This is a genomic window from Arthrobacter sp. ISL-30 (assembly GCF_018613855.1).
GTDB lineage: Bacteria > Actinomycetota > Actinomycetes > Actinomycetales > Micrococcaceae > Arthrobacter.
This window is the reverse complement of the sequence record NZ_JAGGPK010000029.1, coordinates 99,342-116,881: the sequence shown is the minus strand read 5'-3', so window position 1 is coordinate 116,881 and position 17,540 is coordinate 99,342. Positions and strand designations below refer to the sequence as shown.

The window sequence follows — 17,540 nt, the reverse complement described above, 5'->3', positions numbered from 1 at the left end:
GCAGGCCTCTGCGAAGCCTGCAACCACACCAAAGAGAACCCCGGCTGGACCACCAGACCAAGCCCCGGACCCCAACACACCATCGAATACCGCACACCCACAGCCCACACCTACCACTCCACCGCGCCCCCACTGCCCGGAACCAGCGTTAGCGATCAGAGCCGACGGGAACGGCAAGCGCCGACCGGGCTCCCCGCAACCGCGCTTGGCCATCGGCGCCGGAAAATCCGCCAGCGTACGAGATCCCGGCATCATGCAAGGCTGGAAAATCCTCCACTCCCGCCAACCCGATTGGCGGTTGCGCCCGTGGGCCAGACCGATAGACGACGCCGCACCTACACCCGGCGCAGCTACGCCGCCATAAGGCCCGCCGCCTAGCAGCGACCGTCGGGCAGCCAGGAGTAACTTACGAACATGCCCGCTACTAGTCCGCGGGGACCGTAAGGGCGGCCATCGCCATGTGCTCGAGAATGGGCCGGGCGGACTTCACGGCCATCCGACGCCCGTGGTGCCGCACAGAGTGCGGAGTTGAGTTGATGAGCCCAAAAGCGGCATGGGCGCGAACGCGCAGGTCACTTGCCTCTACCTGCGGAAAAAGCCGGGCGAGGACGTCTACCCACACTTCCACGTAGCTGCGCTGGAGCGCCCGAACCTCGGCTTGGTCCGCTTCAGTGAGGTTGCTGAAGTCCCTGTCCTGCACTCGAATGACGTCGGGGTTGCGCAGCGCGAAATCGACGTGGAATGCCACAAGCCGACGCAGCGCCTCCGGAGCTCCGGGCGATCCCAGCACCACATCCCGGCCTCCGTCCAACAAGTCCCGACTTACGCTGAGCAGCAGTTCGCCGAGCACCGCCTGCTTGCCGGGAAAATGGCGGTACACCGCCGGCCCGCTGACCCCGGCCGCCGCCCCGAGATCCTCAAGGGACACGCGGTTGAAGCCACTTTCGGCAAAGAGCCCGGCCGCCGCGGCCAGGAGGGCCTGCCGGCGGCTTTCCTTCGCCTGGCCCCGCTGGGTGATGCGCACTCGCCCTCCTATGGTCCCTGTTGGCACGGCCCTGTCCGACTGCCCTGACGCACACCCTGTGGTGGACATCACAGTTAATAGAGACTAACCTAAATTTCAGTTACACGGTACTAACCGAAATGGCCACGGGCCGGGAATGGAAGAGTCCATGGAGACCATCGCCACTGAGTTCGACGCCGCCGGAACGGCGTTCGCTTCCAACCGGGAAGCACAGCTGCAGCTGGTCCGGGAACTGCGGGAGCGGCTGGCCAAGGCAGCGCTGGGTGGCCCGGAAAAGTCCCGAGAACGCCACGTCTCACGCGGCAAGCTGCTGCCGCGTGAACGCATTGACCAGCTTCTCGACGACGGCAGCCCGTTCCTGGAAATAGCGCCCTTGGCGGCAAACGGCATGTACAACGACGATTCGCCCGGAGCCGGGGTGATTGCAGGCATCGGGCTGGTCCACGGACGCCATGTCCTCATCATTTCCAACGACGCCACCGTCAAGGGCGGCACGTACTATCCCATGACCGTCAAGAAGCACCTGCGCGCCCAGGAGATCGCGCTCGAAAACCGCCTCCCCTGCATCTACCTGGTGGATTCGGGCGGTGCATTCCTGCCCAAGCAGGACGAGGTCTTTCCGGACAGGGAGCATTTCGGCCGGATCTTCTACAACCAGGCCCGGATGTCCGCCGCCCGCATCCCGCAGATCGCTGCCGTCCTGGGCTCCTGCACCGCCGGCGGAGCCTATGTGCCGGCCATGAGCGACGAAACGGTGATTGTGCGGAACCAGGGGACGATTTTCCTGGGAGGACCGCCCCTGGTAAAGGCCGCAATCGGCGAAATCGTCACGGCAGAGGAACTGGGCGGCGGGGAGGTGCATTCCAGGATTTCCGGTGTTACGGATCATCTGGCAGAGAACGATCTTCATGCCCTGGAAATTGTGCGCGACATCGTCGCCACACTGCCAATGCCAGCAGCGCCCGCCTGGGATGTCACGAAGTCCGTGGAACCTGCGGTGGACCAGGAGGAGCTGTATGGGGTAGTGCCGGTGGACGTCAACGCCGCCTACGATGTCCGGGAAGTCATAGCCCGCCTGGTAGACGCCTCCCGCTTCCATGAGTTCAAGAAGAACTACGGCACAACCCTCGTAACCGGTTTTGCGCGATTGCATGGTCATCCCGTGGGAATAGTGGCCAACAACGGAGTCCTGTTCAGCGAATCGTCCCTGAAGGGTGCCCACTTCATAGAACTTTGCGACCAGCGTGGCATCCCACTCGTGTTCCTGCAGAACCTCTCGGGCTTTATGGTCGGCCGGGACTATGAACAGGGAGGAATCGCCAAGAACGGGGCCAAGATGGTCACTGCAGTGGCCACAGCCCGGGTCCCGAAGCTCACAGTGATCATCGGGGGCTCTTTCGGCGCCGGAAACTACTCGATGTGCGGGCGCGCCTATTCGCCAAGGTTCCTCTGGATGTGGCCGGCCGCCAGGATCTCCGTCATGGGCGGAAACCAGGCCGCCAGCGTCCTGGCCACAGTAAAAAGGGACCAGCTTGAGGCGGCCGGGCAGCAATGGCCAGCCGAAGAGGAAGAGGCGTTCAAGGCGCCCATCAGGCAGCAGTATGAGGAGCAGGGGAGCCCCTACTACTCAACGGCCAGACTCTGGGACGACGGCGTGATCGATCCTGCCGACACTCGCAGGGTGCTGGGGATGGCCCTCGACGTCGTCTCGCGCCAGCCGCTGCCGGAAACCTCCTTCGGCCTCTTCCGGATGTGACTCCCATGACCTTGGATTCGGCACCCTTCACCACCGTCCTGGTGGCCAACCGCGGCGAAATTGCGTGCCGCGTGATTCGCACACTTCGGTCCATGGGCATCCGCTCGGTGGCCGTCTACTCCGACGCCGACTCTGGAGCCCGCCATGTCCTGGAGGCTGATGCCGCAGTACACATCGGCCCGGCCCCTGCCGCCGACAGCTACCTGAGGATCGATGCCATTATTGGTGCCTGCCTCCGTAGCGGCGCCCAGGCTGTCCATCCCGGCTACGGCTTCCTGGCTGAGAACGTGGCCTTCGCCAAGGCCCTTGATGCCGCGGGGATCGCGTTTATTGGCCCGGGGGTTGAAGCAATCGAAATCATGGGCGACAAGATCCGATCCAAGAACCACGTTATGGACTACGGCGTGCCGTGCGTGCCCGGAATCGCGAAGCCCGGCCTGAGCGACGCGGACCTCCTGGACGCTGCGCAGGCTGTGGGCTACCCCCTCCTCGTCAAACCCTCCGCGGGCGGTGGAGGCAAGGGGATGTACATCGTGGAACGCCAGGACGAGCTGGAATTCACGCTCAAGGCGGCACGGCGCGTTGCTGCCGCCGCCTTTGGGGATGACACCCTCTTCCTGGAACGCCTTGTGCTCGAACCCCGGCACATCGAAGTCCAGATCCTTGCCGACAACCACGGCAACATCATCCATCTGGGGGAGCGCGAATGCTCACTCCAGCGCCGCCACCAGAAGGTCATCGAGGAAGCGCCTTCACCGCTCCTGGAATCACTCCAGGATGGGACCGCGATCCGCAACAGGCTGGGGCAGGCTGCCTGCGACGCCGCCCGTTCGGTGAACTACAGCGGAGCCGGGACCGTGGAGTTCCTCGTCTCGAACGAGGACCCCGAGCACTTCTACTTCATGGAAATGAACACCCGCCTGCAGGTAGAGCACCCCGTAACCGAAATGGTCACCGGCGTCGACCTCGTGGAATGGCAGGTCCGCATAGCGGCCGGTGAGCAACTCACCTTGTCCCAGTCCGGCGTCGTACTTACAGGCCATGCTGCCGAAGCGCGAATCTACGCGGAACGGCCGGAGCGCAATTTCCTGCCGTCCTTCGGCAGGGTGGTTACCCTCGACGAGCGCGGAGCGCAACCCGTCGAACGGAGCGGCGAGCTGGCGGACCCGCACGTGCGGATCGACTCGGCCATGCTCCCGGGACTCACGGTGACCGGTGACTATGACCCGATGCTCGCGAAAGTCATCGCGTGGGCGCCAGACCGGAAGGCGGCCCTGGACCGGCTTGATACCGCGCTCGGGGCGTACACGCTCTTGGGCCTGCACACGAACGTTGAATACCTGCGGCTGCTGGTGAATGACGACGAAGTCCGGGCCGGGCGGCTGGACACCAACCTGATAGAGCGGAAGCTGCCAGGCCTGCGGTTCAGGGAGCCCGGGGAGGTCGAACTTATCGCGGCAGCAGGCTACCTCCGCCTGGCCTCCCCGGCTGCAGTTGCAGCCACTGACGCGCAGCGGAACTCTCCATGGAGCATGAGGGACGGCTGGCGGCTGGGCGACGCAGCCCCGCTCCGGACCACTTTCGGCCTCCCGGACGGCTCCAAGGCAACCGTGTCGCTGGCGTTGGAGCGCGACGGCGGTTACACCGCCAGCGTGGACAATCACGTGGACAAAAACGGAGCCCACGATGCGGCCTTCAGCCTTGAGCAGGCGCCTTCGCCATGGATTGTGGCGGAAGTCGACGGCGTGGCGCGTCGTTTTGCGTTCGGCGAAGGCTCGCCTTCCAAACTTTGGATTGGCAATGAAGGCTGGTCTTGCAGTCTTGAGGTCGTTGACCGGGAGGCGCGGCTGCAGCGAATCCTGGCCGGCATCCAGCGGGAGGAAGACATCGCGGATCCGGAGATCCGATCTCCGATGCCGGGCACCGTTGTTGCCGTTCTGGCCACCGACGGTGAAAGCGTTGCGGCCGGGCAGGCGCTGCTCTCCGTAGAGGCAATGAAAATGGAGCACCAGCTCACGGCCTCGGTCGCCGGCAAGCTGCACCTGGGCGTCAGGAAGGGCGACCTGGTCAAGGCCGACCAGGTCCTCGCCACCATCCATGTCATCGAAGAAGCCAACAGCGCACCACAAGAGCGTTCAACGGAAGACCGAACAACGAAAGACCGAACAACGAAAGGCAAGGAGGCCTGACCATGGCCAGTTTCGAGCTCAGCGAGGAGTACCAGGACCTCAGCAACACCGTGCGCGAGTTCGCCGATGAAGTTGTTGCGCCGGTCTCCGCGAAGCACGACGAAGAGCACAGTTTCCCCTACGAAATCGTGAAGCAGATGGGGGAGATGGGGCTCTTCGGGCTGCCGTTCCCGGAAGAGTTCGGCGGCATGGGTGGTGACCTCTTCGCTTTGGCGCTTGCACTCGAGCAGCTTGGCCGGGTGGACCAGTCGGTGGCCATCACCCTAGAGGCTGGTGTGTCCCTTGGTGCCATGCCCATCTACCGCTTTGGCACCCAGGCTCAAAAGGAACAGTGGCTTCCGCCGCTGGCCTCCGGGCAGGCGCTGGCCGGGTTCGGCCTGACGGAGCCGGAAGCAGGCTCCGACGCCGGCGGCACCAAGACCCGTGCACGGCTCGTCGACGGCGAATGGGTCATCAACGGCACAAAGGAGTTCATCACCAACTCGGGCACGGACATCAGCACTCTGGTCACGGTTACGGCGGTCACCGGGCTCACTGACCGGGAGGACGGGTCAACCAAGAAGGAGATCTCCACCATCCTGGTGCCCACCTCCACTCCGGGTTTCAAAGCAGAGAAGGCCTACAACAAAGTGGGTTGGAACGCCTCGGACACGCATCCGCTGACGCTCAAGGACGTCCATGTGCCCGAGGAGAACCTGCTGGGCGAGCAGGGCCGGGGATACGCGAACTTCCTGACTGTCCTGGATGAGGGCAGGATCGCCATCGCGGCCCTGGGCACCGGAGCGGCCCAGGCGTGCGTGGACCTCTCCGTGAAATATGCCAAGGAACGGCATGCGTTCGGCACCATGATCGGCAAGTACCAGGGCATCCAGTTCAAGATCGCACGGATGCAGGCACGGGCGCACACTGCCCGGCTTGCCTACTACGATGCGGGCGCCAGAATGCTGGCCGGGAAGCCGTTCAAGACCCAGGCGGCCATCGCTAAGATGGTCGCAGGCGAGGCAGCCATGGACAACGCGCGGGACGCCACCCAGGTGTTCGGCGGCTATGGCTTCATCAACGAATCCACAGTGGCGCGCCATTACCGCGATTCCAAGATCCTGGAAATCGGGGAAGGCACCACCGAGGTACAGCTGATGCTCATCGCCCGTGAGCTGGGACTTTAGTCCCACAACGCCGGAAGGATCGACGATGATCAACAAAGTGGTGGCCACTGCCGCTGAAGCGGTCAAGGACATTCCCGACGGCGCCTCCCTCGCCGTCGGCGGTTTTGGACTCTGCGGCATCCCGGTGGCCCTGATCGATGCGCTCCACGCGCAGGGAACCAGGGACCTGGAAACGGTCAGCAACAACTGCGGCGTGGATGACTGGGGCCTTGGGATCCTGCTCAAGGACGGCCGCATCCGCCGCACCGTCAGCTCCTATGTGGGGGAGAACAAGGAGTTCGCCCGCCAGTACCTCGCCGGCGAGCTGGAAGTGGTGCTGACGCCCCAAGGGACGCTGGCGGAGAAGCTGAGGGCCGGTGGCGCCGGTATTCCAGCCTTCTACACCAAAGCCGGTGTCGGAACGCAGGTGTCGGAGGGCGGATTGCCGCAAAAGTACGACTCTAACGGTGCCATCGCCGTCGCCTCATCGCCCAAGGAAGTCCGGAACTTCAACGGGGCCGACTATGTGCTCGAGGAGTCCCTGACTCCCGACTTCGGACTTGTCCATGCCTGGAAGGGGGACCGGCATGGCAACCTGGTCTTCCACGCAACCGCCATGAACTTCAACCCCCTGTGCGCCATGGCCGGACGAATCACCATTGCGGAAGTTGAGGAGCTTGTTGAACCGGGGGAGCTGGACCCGGAGCATATCCACACTCCTGGCATCTTCGTCCAAAGGATTGTCCACGCACCGGCGGTCGAGAAGCGCATCGAAAAGCGGACCGTCGCGCTGGCGTCCTCCTCCCCGGCGGCAGGAGCCGGAGTCACCGGCGCCACTGGAACGGGCACCACCGATCCGGGTGCCACCGGAACCGGCAGCACCCGGATCGCCAGCAGCCAAGAAGGAGCCTAGCCATGGAATCGAACAGCTCGCCGGACATCCCTCCCCGCCCCGAGTCGGTGCGCCACGAATATCGGGGTGCCGCCGTGGAGCATCACGGCAAAGGGTGGACGCGCAATGAACTGGCCGCCCGTGTGGCACAGGAACTGAGCAACGGGCAGTACGTCAACCTGGGTATTGGAATGCCCACCCTCATCCCCAACTACATCCCGGCAGGTGTAGAGGTGATCCTGCATTCGGAGAACGGCATCCTGGGCGTCGGTCCCTACCCGGCTGAGGATCAGGTGGATCCCGACCTGATCAATGCAGGCAAGGAGACGGTCACGGTCAACCCCGGCGCCGCATTCTTCGATTCCGCGACCTCATTTGGGATGATCCGGGGAGGGCATGTTGACGTGGCCGTCCTCGGGGCCATGGAGGTCGCAGCAAACGGGGACCTGGCCAACTGGATGATTCCGGGCAAGATGGTAAAGGGAATGGGCGGGGCCATGGACCTGGTCTTCGGAGCCAAAAAGGTCATCGTGATGATGGAGCACGTGGACCGGAACGGCAGGCCGAAGATTGTCAAAGAGTGCACCCTGCCAGTGACCGGAAAGGCGTGCGTGGACCGCATCATCACCGACCTCGCCGTCATCGACGTCGTCACCGGGGACGGTGAACCCAGGCTGGTACTTCGCGAACTGGCCCCCAATGTTTTGGTCGAGGACGTTGCCGCCGCGACCGGCGTCGAGCTCTTCGAGGAAGACCAGGAACTGACCGTATGACGGCGAATGGCCCGGGGGAACGGGAGACAGGCCAACGCCTGATCAAGCAGCGAGGACTGTATTTCGACGAGCTTGAGGAAGGGGTTGTCTACGTCCACAGACCCGGCCGCACCGTCACCGAGGCCGACAACGTGCTCTTTACCACCATGACCATGAACACCCAAGGGCTCCACCTGGACGCCGCATGGAGCGCAACGCAGCCCTTCGGCCAGCGGCTGGTCAACTCCATGTTCACCCTCGCCACGGTGGTGGGCCAGTCGGTTCCGCAACTCACACAGGGCACGATCGTTGCCCAACTCGCCCTGAGCGACGTGACCTTTCCACATCCGCTCTACCACGGCGATACGCTGTATACGGAAACGGTGGTTACCGGCAAGCGGCCCTCGTCATCTCGGCCCGGACAGGGCATCGTCATCATGCAGCACAGCGGCCGCAACCAGGACGGGGTGGTGGTGGCGCTGGTCACCAGGACGTGCCTGATGTGGCTGAGGGAGGCCCATGAGGCCTCCGTCAGCACGGATGCCGCAGGGCCGTGAACAGGCACCGGTCCGCCAGCGACGACCAAGGAACCAGGATGCCCGCATTGCACAGCGATCTCGTTTTCACGATGGGCCCCGCCCTCCTCTTTTGCCCCGCGGACAGGCCGGAGCGGTACAACAAGGCCGCCGAGCGTTCGGACGCCGTGATCCTGGACCTTGAAGACGCCGTGGCTCCGGCCGACAAACAGAGGGCAAGGGGCGCCATCCTGGCCCAGATCGGAGCCGACGCCGAGATCCCCGAGCTCGAACCGAGCCGCACCATCGTCAGGGTCAATCCTGTAGGCAGCGAGGACTTCGAAAAGGACCTGCACTGCCTGGCGCATAGCCCGTACCGGACAGTGATGCTGGCGAAGGCCGAAAGCGCGGAGCAGCTCGCCGCGCTAGAAGGCTATAAGGTCATTGCCCTGTGCGAAACGGCGGCCGGGGTCTTGAATGCCGCCGCGATCGCTGCCGCTCCGAACGTCGTCGCGCTGATGTGGGGCGCCGAAGATCTCCTCGCCTCCCTTGGCGGAACCTCCAGCCGCAACGACGACGGCGCCTACCGGGCTGTTGCCCAGCACGCCCGCTCCACCGTGCTTATGGCAGCACGGGCTCACGGCAAGGAAGCCATTGACGCCGTCTACGTCAACATTCCCGACCTCGAGGGCCTCGCCCTGGAATCACGGGACGCCGTGGCCAGCGGCTTTGGGTCCAAAGCATGCATTCATCCCAACCAGGTCCCGGTGGTGCGGGGGGCGTATGCGCCGTCTGAGGATGAAGTGGTGGCGGCCGCGGAGCTCCTTCAGGCCGCGGGTGCCGCTGGCAGCGGAGTCTTCCAGTTCAACGGCAGGATGATCGACGGGCCAATCCTGAAGCACGCAGAATCCATCCTGCGGAGGGCCCAAGGCTAGTTGAGGGCCCAGCCTAACTGAGGTCCCACCCTAACTGAGGACCCAGGGCTAACGCCCGGACTGCTTCTGCTCGCCGCGGGGCAGGCCCGACGGCGGAATCGCCTCGGACAGCAGCGTCCGCACCCAGCGCTGCCCGGACTCGCGGAATTCCTTCCGTGTCGCAAAGCGGTACAGATACCGCCGGACCCGCACCCAACGCGGCCGCTCGCCGTCGAACGGGTCATGCCGCAGCAGCCGAAGGATCGCCGGGTCCGCCTCCAGCAGCTTTCGAAGGAACATGTAGAACCAGTCCTCATGGACGGTCCGCAGCGGCAGGAACCACATGAGCCAGTCCAGCCTCAGGTGGTAGGGCGCCCACTGCCGCGGAATCCGGCGAACCTCGCCCGGCTTTCCCTTGAAGCCGTATTCCTGCCAGTCGCCGTCGGACTCCGGCATCTGCTCCATGGACCCTTCCACCACAATCTCGATGCGGTGCTTGGTCACGGTTCCGAACGCGCCGTAGGTATTGACCAGGCGCCAGCGGTTGAAACTGGCGTTCATCAATTGATGCCGCGAGAAGAGGTTGCGGATGGGCCAATAGCTGAGCACCAGCAGGAGAACCGTCACGGCGAGGACAATGACAAGCCAATAGATCGGGGTTTCGACGGCGTTGCCGGCCGCTGCGGCTGCCTCGTGGCCGTGCCAGTCCAGCGGCAGGAACGGCAGCACGGCATGGGCCACCGGGTCGCTGACGGCTGCAAAGGCGAGGATGATCGCCGACCAGTTCAGCCAGGCGAAGTTACCCGTGACGACAAGCCAGAGCTGCGTGAAAATGACGATACCCGCGGCGATGCTCGCCAGGGGCTGCGGTGCGAACAGGAAGAAGGGCACCGCAAGCTGGGCGAAATGATTGCCCAGGACCTCCCCTCGGTGAAAGAACTTTGGCAGCAAATGTGCCTGGCGGCTGAAGGGGCCAGGCATTGGCTGGGTTTCATGGTGGTAGTACAACGCAGTCAGGTCGCGCCATTCACTTCCTCCGTGAATCTTGATCATCCCGGCGCCGAATTCCAGCCTGAACAGGAGCCAGACCAGCAGGATCAGGATGGTTTGGGGCGGGGCAGTCTGGTCCGAGCCCAGGAACGCCACAGTGAAGCCCATTTCCAGGAGCAGGATTTCCCACCCGAAACCATAGAAGGTCTGCCCCACGTTGACGATCGACATGTACAGCAGCCACAAGGCCAGGAACGCCAGCATCGGCACCCAGGGCGGGCCCGTCTGGGGCAGGCCGAGCACCAGCAACAACGCGATCAGCATGCCCGCGATGCACACCAGCCGGAGGAGCCTGTCGGAGTAGCGCCAGCGGAACAGCGCCGGCTGGCGCAGCCGGAAAACGGCGAGGAACTCCGGGACGGGAAGCAGTCCGCGCTCACCAAGAAGTGCGGGGAACTGGTTCAGGCATGACAGGAACGCGATGAAGTAGAGAGCCGCCACCCCTCGTTGCAGCACCAGTCTGGCGAACTCATAGTCCGTAGCGTCAAACCACGCAACCCAGTCCACGCCAACAACGGTACGCCTGCGGTGCGGGATACTTAAGCAATGCAGCCGCGCAAAATCGTCCTTCTCGGGTCCACCGGTTCCATCGGCACACAGGCGATTGATGTCGTCGACGGCGCGCCCCACCTCTTCGAGGTCGTGGCCCTGAGCGCAGGCGGCAACCTTGAACTCCTTGCCAGGCAGGCTGTCCATACCAGGGCCCAGGCGGTGGGCATTGCCCAGGGCGATGCGTCGGTGTTGCAGGAGCTGATTGATTCCGCAGCCGCTGCCGAGGGACTGCGGAACTATCGCCCGGAGATCATTACTGGGCCGGATGCATCAACCCGAATCGCCGGGATCGAGGCCGATGTTGTGCTGAACGGCATCACGGGATCGATCGGCCTCGCGCCTACACTGGCCGCGCTGAAGTCAGGCGCAACCCTTGCATTGGCCAACAAAGAGTCCCTGATCGTTGGTGGTGCCTTGGTCAAAGCCGCAGCCGCCGACGGTCAGATCGTCCCCGTTGATTCCGAACACTCCGCGATCGCCCAATGCCTCCGCTCCGGAAACGAGCGCGAGGTGGACAAGCTCATCCTCACCGCGTCCGGGGGCCCCTTCCGGGGACGGTCCAGGGAACAGTTGCGGCATGTCACGCCGGAGGAAGCCCTGGACCACCCGACGTGGGACATGGGCCGCGTTGTAACCACCAACTCCGCGAGCCTGGTAAACAAGGGCCTTGAGGTGATTGAGGCGCACCTTCTGTTCGATGTTCCGCTGGACAGGATCGACGTCGTTGTCCACCCACAGTCCGTAGTGCACTCCATGGTGCAGTTCGTGGACGGTTCCATCATTGCCCAGGCCTCTCCGCCGAACATGCGGCTGCCCATCGCCTTGGGGCTCGGCTGGCCGGACCGTGTTCCAGGCGCAGCGAGCGCCTGTGACTGGAGCCAGGCGACCAGTTGGACCTTCGAACCCCTGGACTCCGACGCGTTCCCCGCCGTCGAGCTTGCCAAGGATGCCGCGAAACAGGGAAGCACGTTCCCTGCCGTCTTTAATGCCGCCAATGAGGAAGCAGTGGATGCGTTCCATGCAGGGCGCATCCGCTTCACTGACATCGTTGAGACGGTGGAAGCCGTCCTCAGTGAGCATTCAGGATCTTCCGAGCTGACGCTTGAGTCGGTATTGGATGCTGAACGGTGGGCACGCACCCGCACCCACGAACGTTTAGCCAGCAGGACCCTCCAGGAAGCAGCAGACCAAGCATGAACTCCATCATCCTCTTCATTCTCGGCGTCGTCTTTGTCGCAATTGGCGTTGCGGCATCCATCGCGCTGCATGAAGTGGGGCACCTGGTGCCCGCCAAGCTGTTCAAGGTCCGGGTGACCAAGTACATGATCGGCTTCGGCCCCACCCTCTGGTCACGCCGGAAAGGCGAAACGGAGTACGGCTTCAAGGCGATACCGTTGGGCGGCTTCGTCGCCATGATCGGCATGTATCCGCCAAACAAGGACGACGGCGGCGTGCGGCCCTCAAGCACCGGAATGTTCCAGACCCTCGCCACCGAAGCCCGCTCCATGGCGCATGAGGAGGTCGGCCCGGGCGACGAAAACAGGGTCTTCTACAAGCTCCCTGTGTGGAAGAAGATCACCATTATGCTCGGCGGGCCCGCCATGAACCTGCTGATTGGCGTGATCCTCACAGCCGTGCTGCTCATAGGCTTTGGCATTGCCACCCCTACTACCACCATCGCCGACGTCTCCAAGTGCCAGGTCGCTGCGGGGGAGACCGTGGATCCTGATTCGACCGACTGCAAGCTGACCCCGGCTGCCGCTGCCGGGTTGAAGCCAAATGACGTGATCAAGACCTTCGACGGGAAAGCCGTGACCAGTTGGGATGAGCTCACCGGCTGGATCCGGGCGTCCGCGGGCCGGGAAGTGAACCTGACGGTGGAGCGCGACGGCGCCACCGTGGCCGCCACGGTCACCCCTGTGCTGTCGGCCCGACCCGTGATCGGAAGCGACGGCCGTCCGGAGAAGGACGCCGACGGCAAAAACAAGTACCAGGAGGTCGGCTTCCTCGGAGTCGGCTCACAGACAAAGCTCGTGCCCCAGCCGGCGTCGAGCGTGCTGCCCATGGCCGGTGACAATATCGCCCAGGTGGCCGGCGTGATCCTCAACCTCCCGGCCCGGGTGGCCGGCGTTGCCCAGGCAGCCTTCAGCTCCGAACCCCGCGACCCCAATGGGCCTATCAGCGTAGTGGGAGTCGGACGCGTGGCCGGCGAGGTGGCTGCGATGGAAGAGATTCCGCTCCAGTCCAGGACCGGGGCGCTTATTGGCCTGCTGGCTGGCCTGAACTTCGCGCTCGCCGTCTTTAACTTGATCCCGTTGCTTCCGCTCGACGGCGGACACGTTGCCGGAGCACTGTATGAGGGCGTGAGGCGACGCGTTGCCAAGCTGTTCGGCAAGCCGGACCCCGGTGCCTTCGACATCGCCAAGCTGCTCCCTGCCACCTACGTGGTGGCCGCCTTGCTGATGGCGATGGGCGCCCTCCTCATCTACGCCGATATCGTCAAGCCGGTCAACCTGTTCGGTTAAAACTGGATAGGGTAGCCCTATGACTGTTTTCGCTGTTGAGTACGTGTATGCTGCCGATTCCGACGACGCCCGCAACGAATTCCGCCCCGCGCACCGTGAATGGCTCGGCGGGCTCGCTGAGGATGGCACGCTCCTCGCCAGCGGGCCCTACGGCGATGGAGCGGGCGCATTGCTGCTTTTCAAGGCAGCGGATGAAGCGCAGCTGAATGAGACCCTGAAGCAGGACCCCTTCGCAGCGGCAGGCGTCATCGCGGGAATCCGTACCACCGAATGGAACCCCATCATCGGACTCCTGGCTGCCCACTCCGCGTAGGCCAGGATCACCGCTAGAACCACCTCTTCAATTCAAGGAGTCCACGTGACCTCGGTCAGCCTGGGAATGCCGTCAGCACCACCCCCCGTTCTCGCCCCGCGCAGGAAGACCCGCCAGATCAAGGTCGGTTCGGTCGGCGTCGGCTCCGATTCGCCCATCAGCGTGCAGTCGATGACCACCACGCCCACTACGGACATCAATGCAACCCTGCAGCAGATCGCCGAGCTCACGGCGTCCGGCTGCGATATCGTACGCGTAGCCTGCCCGTCGGCCGACGATGCCGAGGCGCTGCCCATCATTGCGCGCAAGTCTCAGATCCCTGTGATTGCGGATATCCACTTCCAGCCCAAGTATGTGTTTGCAGCTATCGAAGCCGGCTGCGCCGCCGTTCGAGTCAACCCGGGAAACATCCGTAAGTTCGACGACCAGGTCAAAGAAATCGCCGCCGCAGCCCGCGATCACGGCACGTCCATCCGCATCGGCGTCAACGCCGGTTCGCTGGAGCCTGGCATCCTGAAGAAGTACGGCAAGGCCACCCCCGAGGCACTAGTGGAGTCCGCCGTCTGGGAGGCCTCGCTGTTCGAGGAGCATGGCTTCCACGACTTCAAGATCTCGGTCAAGCACAACGACCCCGTGATCATGGTTGCTGCTTATGAAATGCTGGCAGAGAAGGGCGACTGGCCCCTGCACCTTGGCGTGACTGAGGCCGGGCCAGCTTTCCAGGGAACCATCAAATCCGCCACCGCCTTCGGTGCGCTCCTCTCCCGGGGCATCGGCGACACCATCCGCGTCTCGCTGTCGGCGCCCCCGGTGGAGGAGATCAAGGTGGGCAACCAGATCCTCCAGTCGCTCAATCTCCGCCCCCGGAAGCTGGAAATCGTCTCCTGCCCGTCCTGCGGACGTGCCCAGGTGGATGTCTACACTCTGGCCGAGCAGGTGACTGCAGGGCTCGAGGGAATGGAGATTCCCCTGCGCGTGGCAGTCATGGGCTGCGTGGTCAACGGACCCGGGGAAGCCCGCGAAGCTGACCTCGGCGTTGCCTCCGGTAACGGCAAGGGACAGATCTTCGTGAAGGGGGAGGTCATCAAGACTGTTCCCGAAAGCGAGATTGTTGAGACACTGATCGAAGAGGCCATGCGCATAGCCGAAGAGATGGGGGAGGCCGATGGCGAAGATGCTGTCAAGGGTAGCCCCGTGGTTAGCGTCTCGTAACGAGAACGGCACCTACGCCGCCGTCTCGGTGCGGGTACTCGGTGCTGCCGATACGCACGCACTCCGTGAGTTGGCGATGGAGGACGAGGTCGCAAATATCTTCCTCCTCGCCCACCTCGACGGGGCAGGCACCGCCGCGCCCACCAGCAGCGGGGCGAGTATTTTCGGCGTGTTCGACGGCGGCACCCTGCTGGGTGCGTGCTGGGCCGGCGCCAACCTGGTACCGGTACAGCTGGATCCCGACCTGGCGGGCTTCGTGGCCATGGCGGCACACCGCTCCGGTCGCCGCTACGCGTCCATCTTCGGGCCCGCTGACGCAGTGCTCTCGCTCTATTCCAGGCTTGAACAACTGGGCCACTTCGCTCACGAAGTACGTTCCCGCCAGCCGCTGCTGGCCATTTCCGGCGCCCCCGCTATCCCGGCCAACCCCCAGCTGGCCTTCGGTCAGATGGCGGACTTTGACCGGATCCTCCCGGCCTGCGCCGCCATGTTCGAGGAGGAAGTGGGCTATTCCCCGTTCCTCGGGGGACAGGACTACTACAGCCGCAGGGTGGCAGGACTCATCCGCCAGCGCCACTCCCTTGTTCACGTGGACGGCAGTGGAGCCGTGGTTTTCAAGGCGGAGTTGGGAGCCGTGACCTCCGCCGCCACCCAGGTGCAGGGGGTCTGGATGAATCCCGAATATCGTGGCCTGGGCCTCAGCGCCGGGTACATGGCCGCCGTCGTGCAGCTGGCACAGACGTACGCTCCGGTGACCAGCCTGTACGTCAATGACTACAACAAGCGTGCCCGTGCGACTTATGAACGGGTCGGTTTCAGGCAATTGGGCACGTTCGCTACAGTTCTCTTCTAGCGGAGCAAAGGCCCGCCCTCACTCCTATCCTCTGGGGGAATAAATGAATAAGGTCATGCTGCGCACTGTTGGGCGGCAGCCGTAAGCCTCGATGCGGCAGCGGGATCAAGCATTGCCCTTACCCTGACATCCGGACTTGACCCTGAACTACTTTCCAGGAGTTTGGACAGCCAGTCCGTTCAGCTGGAGAAGTGCGGCAACATGTCCATGAGCGTCAAGGGAGTCACAGCTAACGTGACACTCACTCCCGTGGAGGGGATTGGTTCACTGCCGGGGACCCTGGGCCTGAAGACGGAAACAGCCTTGCCCGATGGCAGGAAACAGTCCCTAATTGTGGGTCAGGTAGTGAAGGGCGGTGTGCCTTGGCGCAGTGTCTTCGGGAGGCGCCAGTGAAGCCGACGCGGTTTCCAGGGCCGGTGCACTGCTGGACCAGGCCGCCGCACTCGTTAAGTAACACGTCTCTGGGTAACACGCGCAGAAGAAACAGCTAGTCTGTGCCGAATGTGCCGAGGTCTCCAGTCAGGTACCTCTGCACATTCGGCGCGACCAGCCTCACCACTTCGTCCGGCGAGGCAGACGCCAGGGGTTCGAGCCTGACCACATAGCGCACCAGCATGAGTCCGACCATCTGGGTCGCAATAAGGTTTCCGCGAAGTGCCACCTCCTGGGCCGGGCCGGGAACTCCGGCCATGATCCTGCTGAGGATGGTCCGACTGACCATTTCCCTGAGGAGCGCCGTCTTGGCCTTGGAGCCAATGGTGCCGCGGACGAAGGCCACGAGCCCGTGCTGGGCGGGGCTTTCCCAGAGCCGGAGGACAGCGCGGATGATCGCCTCCGCCCGCTGGGCCGGAGGCTGGGTCTCAACGCCGGCGAGGACTAGTTCGGGATCTGCCGGAAGCTCCACGCTCAAGGCGAAAAGCTCGTCCTTTCCTTTGAAGAAATGGTGGATCATGGCCGGATCCACCTCCGCCTCGCGGGCAACCTGCCGCAGGCTCGTGCCTTCGAAGCCATGCTCAGCGAAAAGCCGCCGGGCCGTGTTGAGGATCTGCTCCCGGGAATCCGCACCGCCCGAGCGCCGTCCGCGACGGGATGGAAGGACGCCGCTCACGCCGTTTGCCGCCGCAGCGTGAGCGAGGCGAGCACCAGTACACCCAGCACAATCGCAGCCATGATGCCGGCGTTCTCCCACAAAGCGGGCGTAGCTTCGGTGTTTGCCGCAATCTCCTGCAAGGCATCGACGGAGAATGTAAGCGGCAGGACGTTGGAGATCGCTTCGAGGACGTCGTTCATGCGGTCCCGGGCGACGAAGAGCCCGCAGAGCAGGATCTGGGGCACCACAACAACTGGCATGAACTGGACGGCCTGGAATTCCGTCCGCGCAAACGCCGAGCACAGCAGCCCCAGCGCCACGCCCAGCACGGCGTTGATCACAGCGATCATCACCACATAGCCAGGCGGTCCTTGGATATCGAGGTCGAAGACCAGGTAGGCCACGGCCGTCGCCACGAGCGACTGCAGCGCGGCCATGATGGAAAACGCCAGGGCATAGCCGAACAGCAGGTCCGCCTTGTGGATCGGCGTCGTCATCAGCCGCTCAAGGGTTCCCGAAGTCCGTTCCCGAAGCATCGTGATGGAGGTGACCAGGAACATCACCACAAAGGGGAAGATGGCCAGCATCATGAGTCCTACCCGGTCGAACGTTCGCGGGACTCCGGGAGGAAGGGTTTCGTTTTCGAAGAGGAAGTAGACGGCCGTGAGCAGCAGGGCCGGAACTACCAGGATCATGGCGATGCTGCGATGGTCATGCCTGAGCTCGCCGAGGACTCGCCGTGTAGTGGCAAGCATCAT

At 63.9% G+C, this 17,540-nt stretch carries 16 protein-coding genes and 1 pseudogene; 13 read left to right on the top strand and 4 right to left on the bottom strand.

Annotation, left to right across the window (positions count from 1 at the left end; translation table 11 throughout):
• Window positions 1-378 (top strand): annotated as a pseudogene (locus J7E82_RS20695) (hypothetical protein); the annotation flags it as partial.
• A gap of 46 nt (window positions 379-424) precedes the next feature.
• Here the strand turns inward: J7E82_RS20695 and J7E82_RS12390 are convergent.
• The gene (locus tag J7E82_RS12390; RefSeq protein ID WP_214863049.1) at window positions 425-1,093 is read right to left on the bottom strand and encodes a TetR family transcriptional regulator; all 669 of its coding nucleotides are present in this window, start codon (window positions 1,091-1,093) and stop codon (window positions 425-427) included.
• Window positions 1,094-1,172: 79 nt separating this feature from the next.
• On the opposite strand from J7E82_RS12390, the gene J7E82_RS12385 reads away from it, so the two are divergent.
• The 7 genes from J7E82_RS12385 to J7E82_RS12355 are packed head-to-tail and all read left to right on the top strand — an operon-like array spanning window position 1,173 to window position 9,208.
• On the top strand, window positions 1,173-2,780 hold the full coding sequence (locus J7E82_RS12385; protein ID WP_214863047.1) for a carboxyl transferase domain-containing protein: 1,608 nt from the start codon (window positions 1,173-1,175) through the stop codon (window positions 2,778-2,780).
• A 5-nt stretch (window positions 2,781-2,785) separates the two neighbouring features.
• Entirely contained in the window at window positions 2,786-4,969 is a 2,184-nt protein-coding gene (locus J7E82_RS12380; RefSeq protein ID WP_214863045.1) for a biotin carboxylase N-terminal domain-containing protein, read from the top strand.
• Window positions 4,970-4,971: 2 nt separating this feature from the next.
• Window positions 4,972-6,135: an acyl-CoA dehydrogenase family protein gene (locus tag J7E82_RS12375; protein ID WP_214863043.1), complete on the top strand. Its 1,164-nt coding sequence runs from the start codon at window positions 4,972-4,974 to the stop codon at window positions 6,133-6,135.
• A gap of 25 nt (window positions 6,136-6,160) precedes the next feature.
• Window positions 6,161-7,027, top strand: a complete 867-nt coding sequence (locus J7E82_RS12370; RefSeq protein ID WP_214863041.1) for a CoA transferase subunit A — start codon at window positions 6,161-6,163, stop codon at window positions 7,025-7,027.
• Window positions 7,028-7,029: 2 nt separating this feature from the next.
• Complete coding sequence (locus J7E82_RS12365; RefSeq protein ID WP_214863038.1) at window positions 7,030-7,779, top strand: CoA transferase subunit B; 750 nt, start codon at window positions 7,030-7,032, stop codon at window positions 7,777-7,779.
• Window positions 7,776-8,315 carry a MaoC family dehydratase gene (locus J7E82_RS12360; protein WP_214863036.1) on the top strand — a complete coding sequence of 180 codons (540 nt, stop codon included), beginning with the start codon at window positions 7,776-7,778 and terminating at the stop codon, window positions 8,313-8,315. Before J7E82_RS12365 ends, J7E82_RS12360 begins: the two co-directional genes overlap by 4 nt.
• Window positions 8,316-8,353: 38 nt before the next feature.
• Entirely contained in the window at window positions 8,354-9,208 is an 855-nt protein-coding gene (locus tag J7E82_RS12355) for a CoA ester lyase (protein WP_214863034.1), read from the top strand.
• A gap of 48 nt (window positions 9,209-9,256) precedes the next feature.
• On the opposite strand, the gene J7E82_RS12350 is transcribed toward J7E82_RS12355, so the two are convergent.
• Window positions 9,257-10,744, bottom strand: a complete 1,488-nt coding sequence (locus J7E82_RS12350; protein ID WP_214863032.1) for a lipase maturation factor family protein — start codon at window positions 10,742-10,744, stop codon at window positions 9,257-9,259.
• A gap of 39 nt (window positions 10,745-10,783) precedes the next feature.
• Between J7E82_RS12350 and dxr the strand changes: the two genes are divergently transcribed.
• From dxr to J7E82_RS12325, 5 genes are read left to right on the top strand one after another with little or no spacing between them, the layout of a single operon-like run.
• Window positions 10,784-11,986 (top strand): 1-deoxy-D-xylulose-5-phosphate reductoisomerase, encoded by a 1,203-nt coding sequence (gene dxr / locus J7E82_RS12345; protein WP_214863030.1) that lies wholly within the window; start codon window positions 10,784-10,786, stop codon window positions 11,984-11,986.
• Window positions 11,983-13,314 carry an RIP metalloprotease gene (locus J7E82_RS12340; protein WP_214863028.1) on the top strand — a complete coding sequence of 444 codons (1,332 nt, stop codon included), beginning with the start codon at window positions 11,983-11,985 and terminating at the stop codon, window positions 13,312-13,314. The genes dxr and J7E82_RS12340 overlap by 4 nt, the downstream gene beginning before the upstream one ends.
• Before the next feature lie 19 nt (window positions 13,315-13,333).
• Window positions 13,334-13,627, top strand: coding sequence for a YciI family protein (locus tag J7E82_RS12335; protein ID WP_214863026.1), 294 nt, complete (start codon window positions 13,334-13,336; stop codon window positions 13,625-13,627).
• A gap of 45 nt (window positions 13,628-13,672) precedes the next feature.
• On the top strand, window positions 13,673-14,839 hold the full coding sequence (gene ispG / locus J7E82_RS12330) for a flavodoxin-dependent (E)-4-hydroxy-3-methylbut-2-enyl-diphosphate synthase (RefSeq protein WP_214863025.1): 1,167 nt from the start codon (window positions 13,673-13,675) through the stop codon (window positions 14,837-14,839).
• On the top strand, window positions 14,802-15,692 hold the full coding sequence (locus tag J7E82_RS12325) for a DUF4081 domain-containing GNAT family N-acetyltransferase (RefSeq protein ID WP_214863058.1): 891 nt from the start codon (window positions 14,802-14,804) through the stop codon (window positions 15,690-15,692). Before ispG ends, J7E82_RS12325 begins: the two co-directional genes overlap by 38 nt.
• A 487-nt stretch (window positions 15,693-16,179) precedes the next feature.
• On the opposite strand, the gene J7E82_RS12320 is transcribed toward J7E82_RS12325, so the two are convergent.
• Window positions 16,180-16,800 (bottom strand): TetR family transcriptional regulator, encoded by a 621-nt coding sequence (locus J7E82_RS12320; RefSeq protein WP_214863023.1) that lies wholly within the window; start codon window positions 16,798-16,800, stop codon window positions 16,180-16,182.
• Complete coding sequence (locus tag J7E82_RS12315) at window positions 16,797-17,540, bottom strand: ABC transporter permease (protein WP_214863057.1); 744 nt, start codon at window positions 17,538-17,540, stop codon at window positions 16,797-16,799. Before J7E82_RS12315 ends, J7E82_RS12320 begins: the two co-directional genes overlap by 4 nt.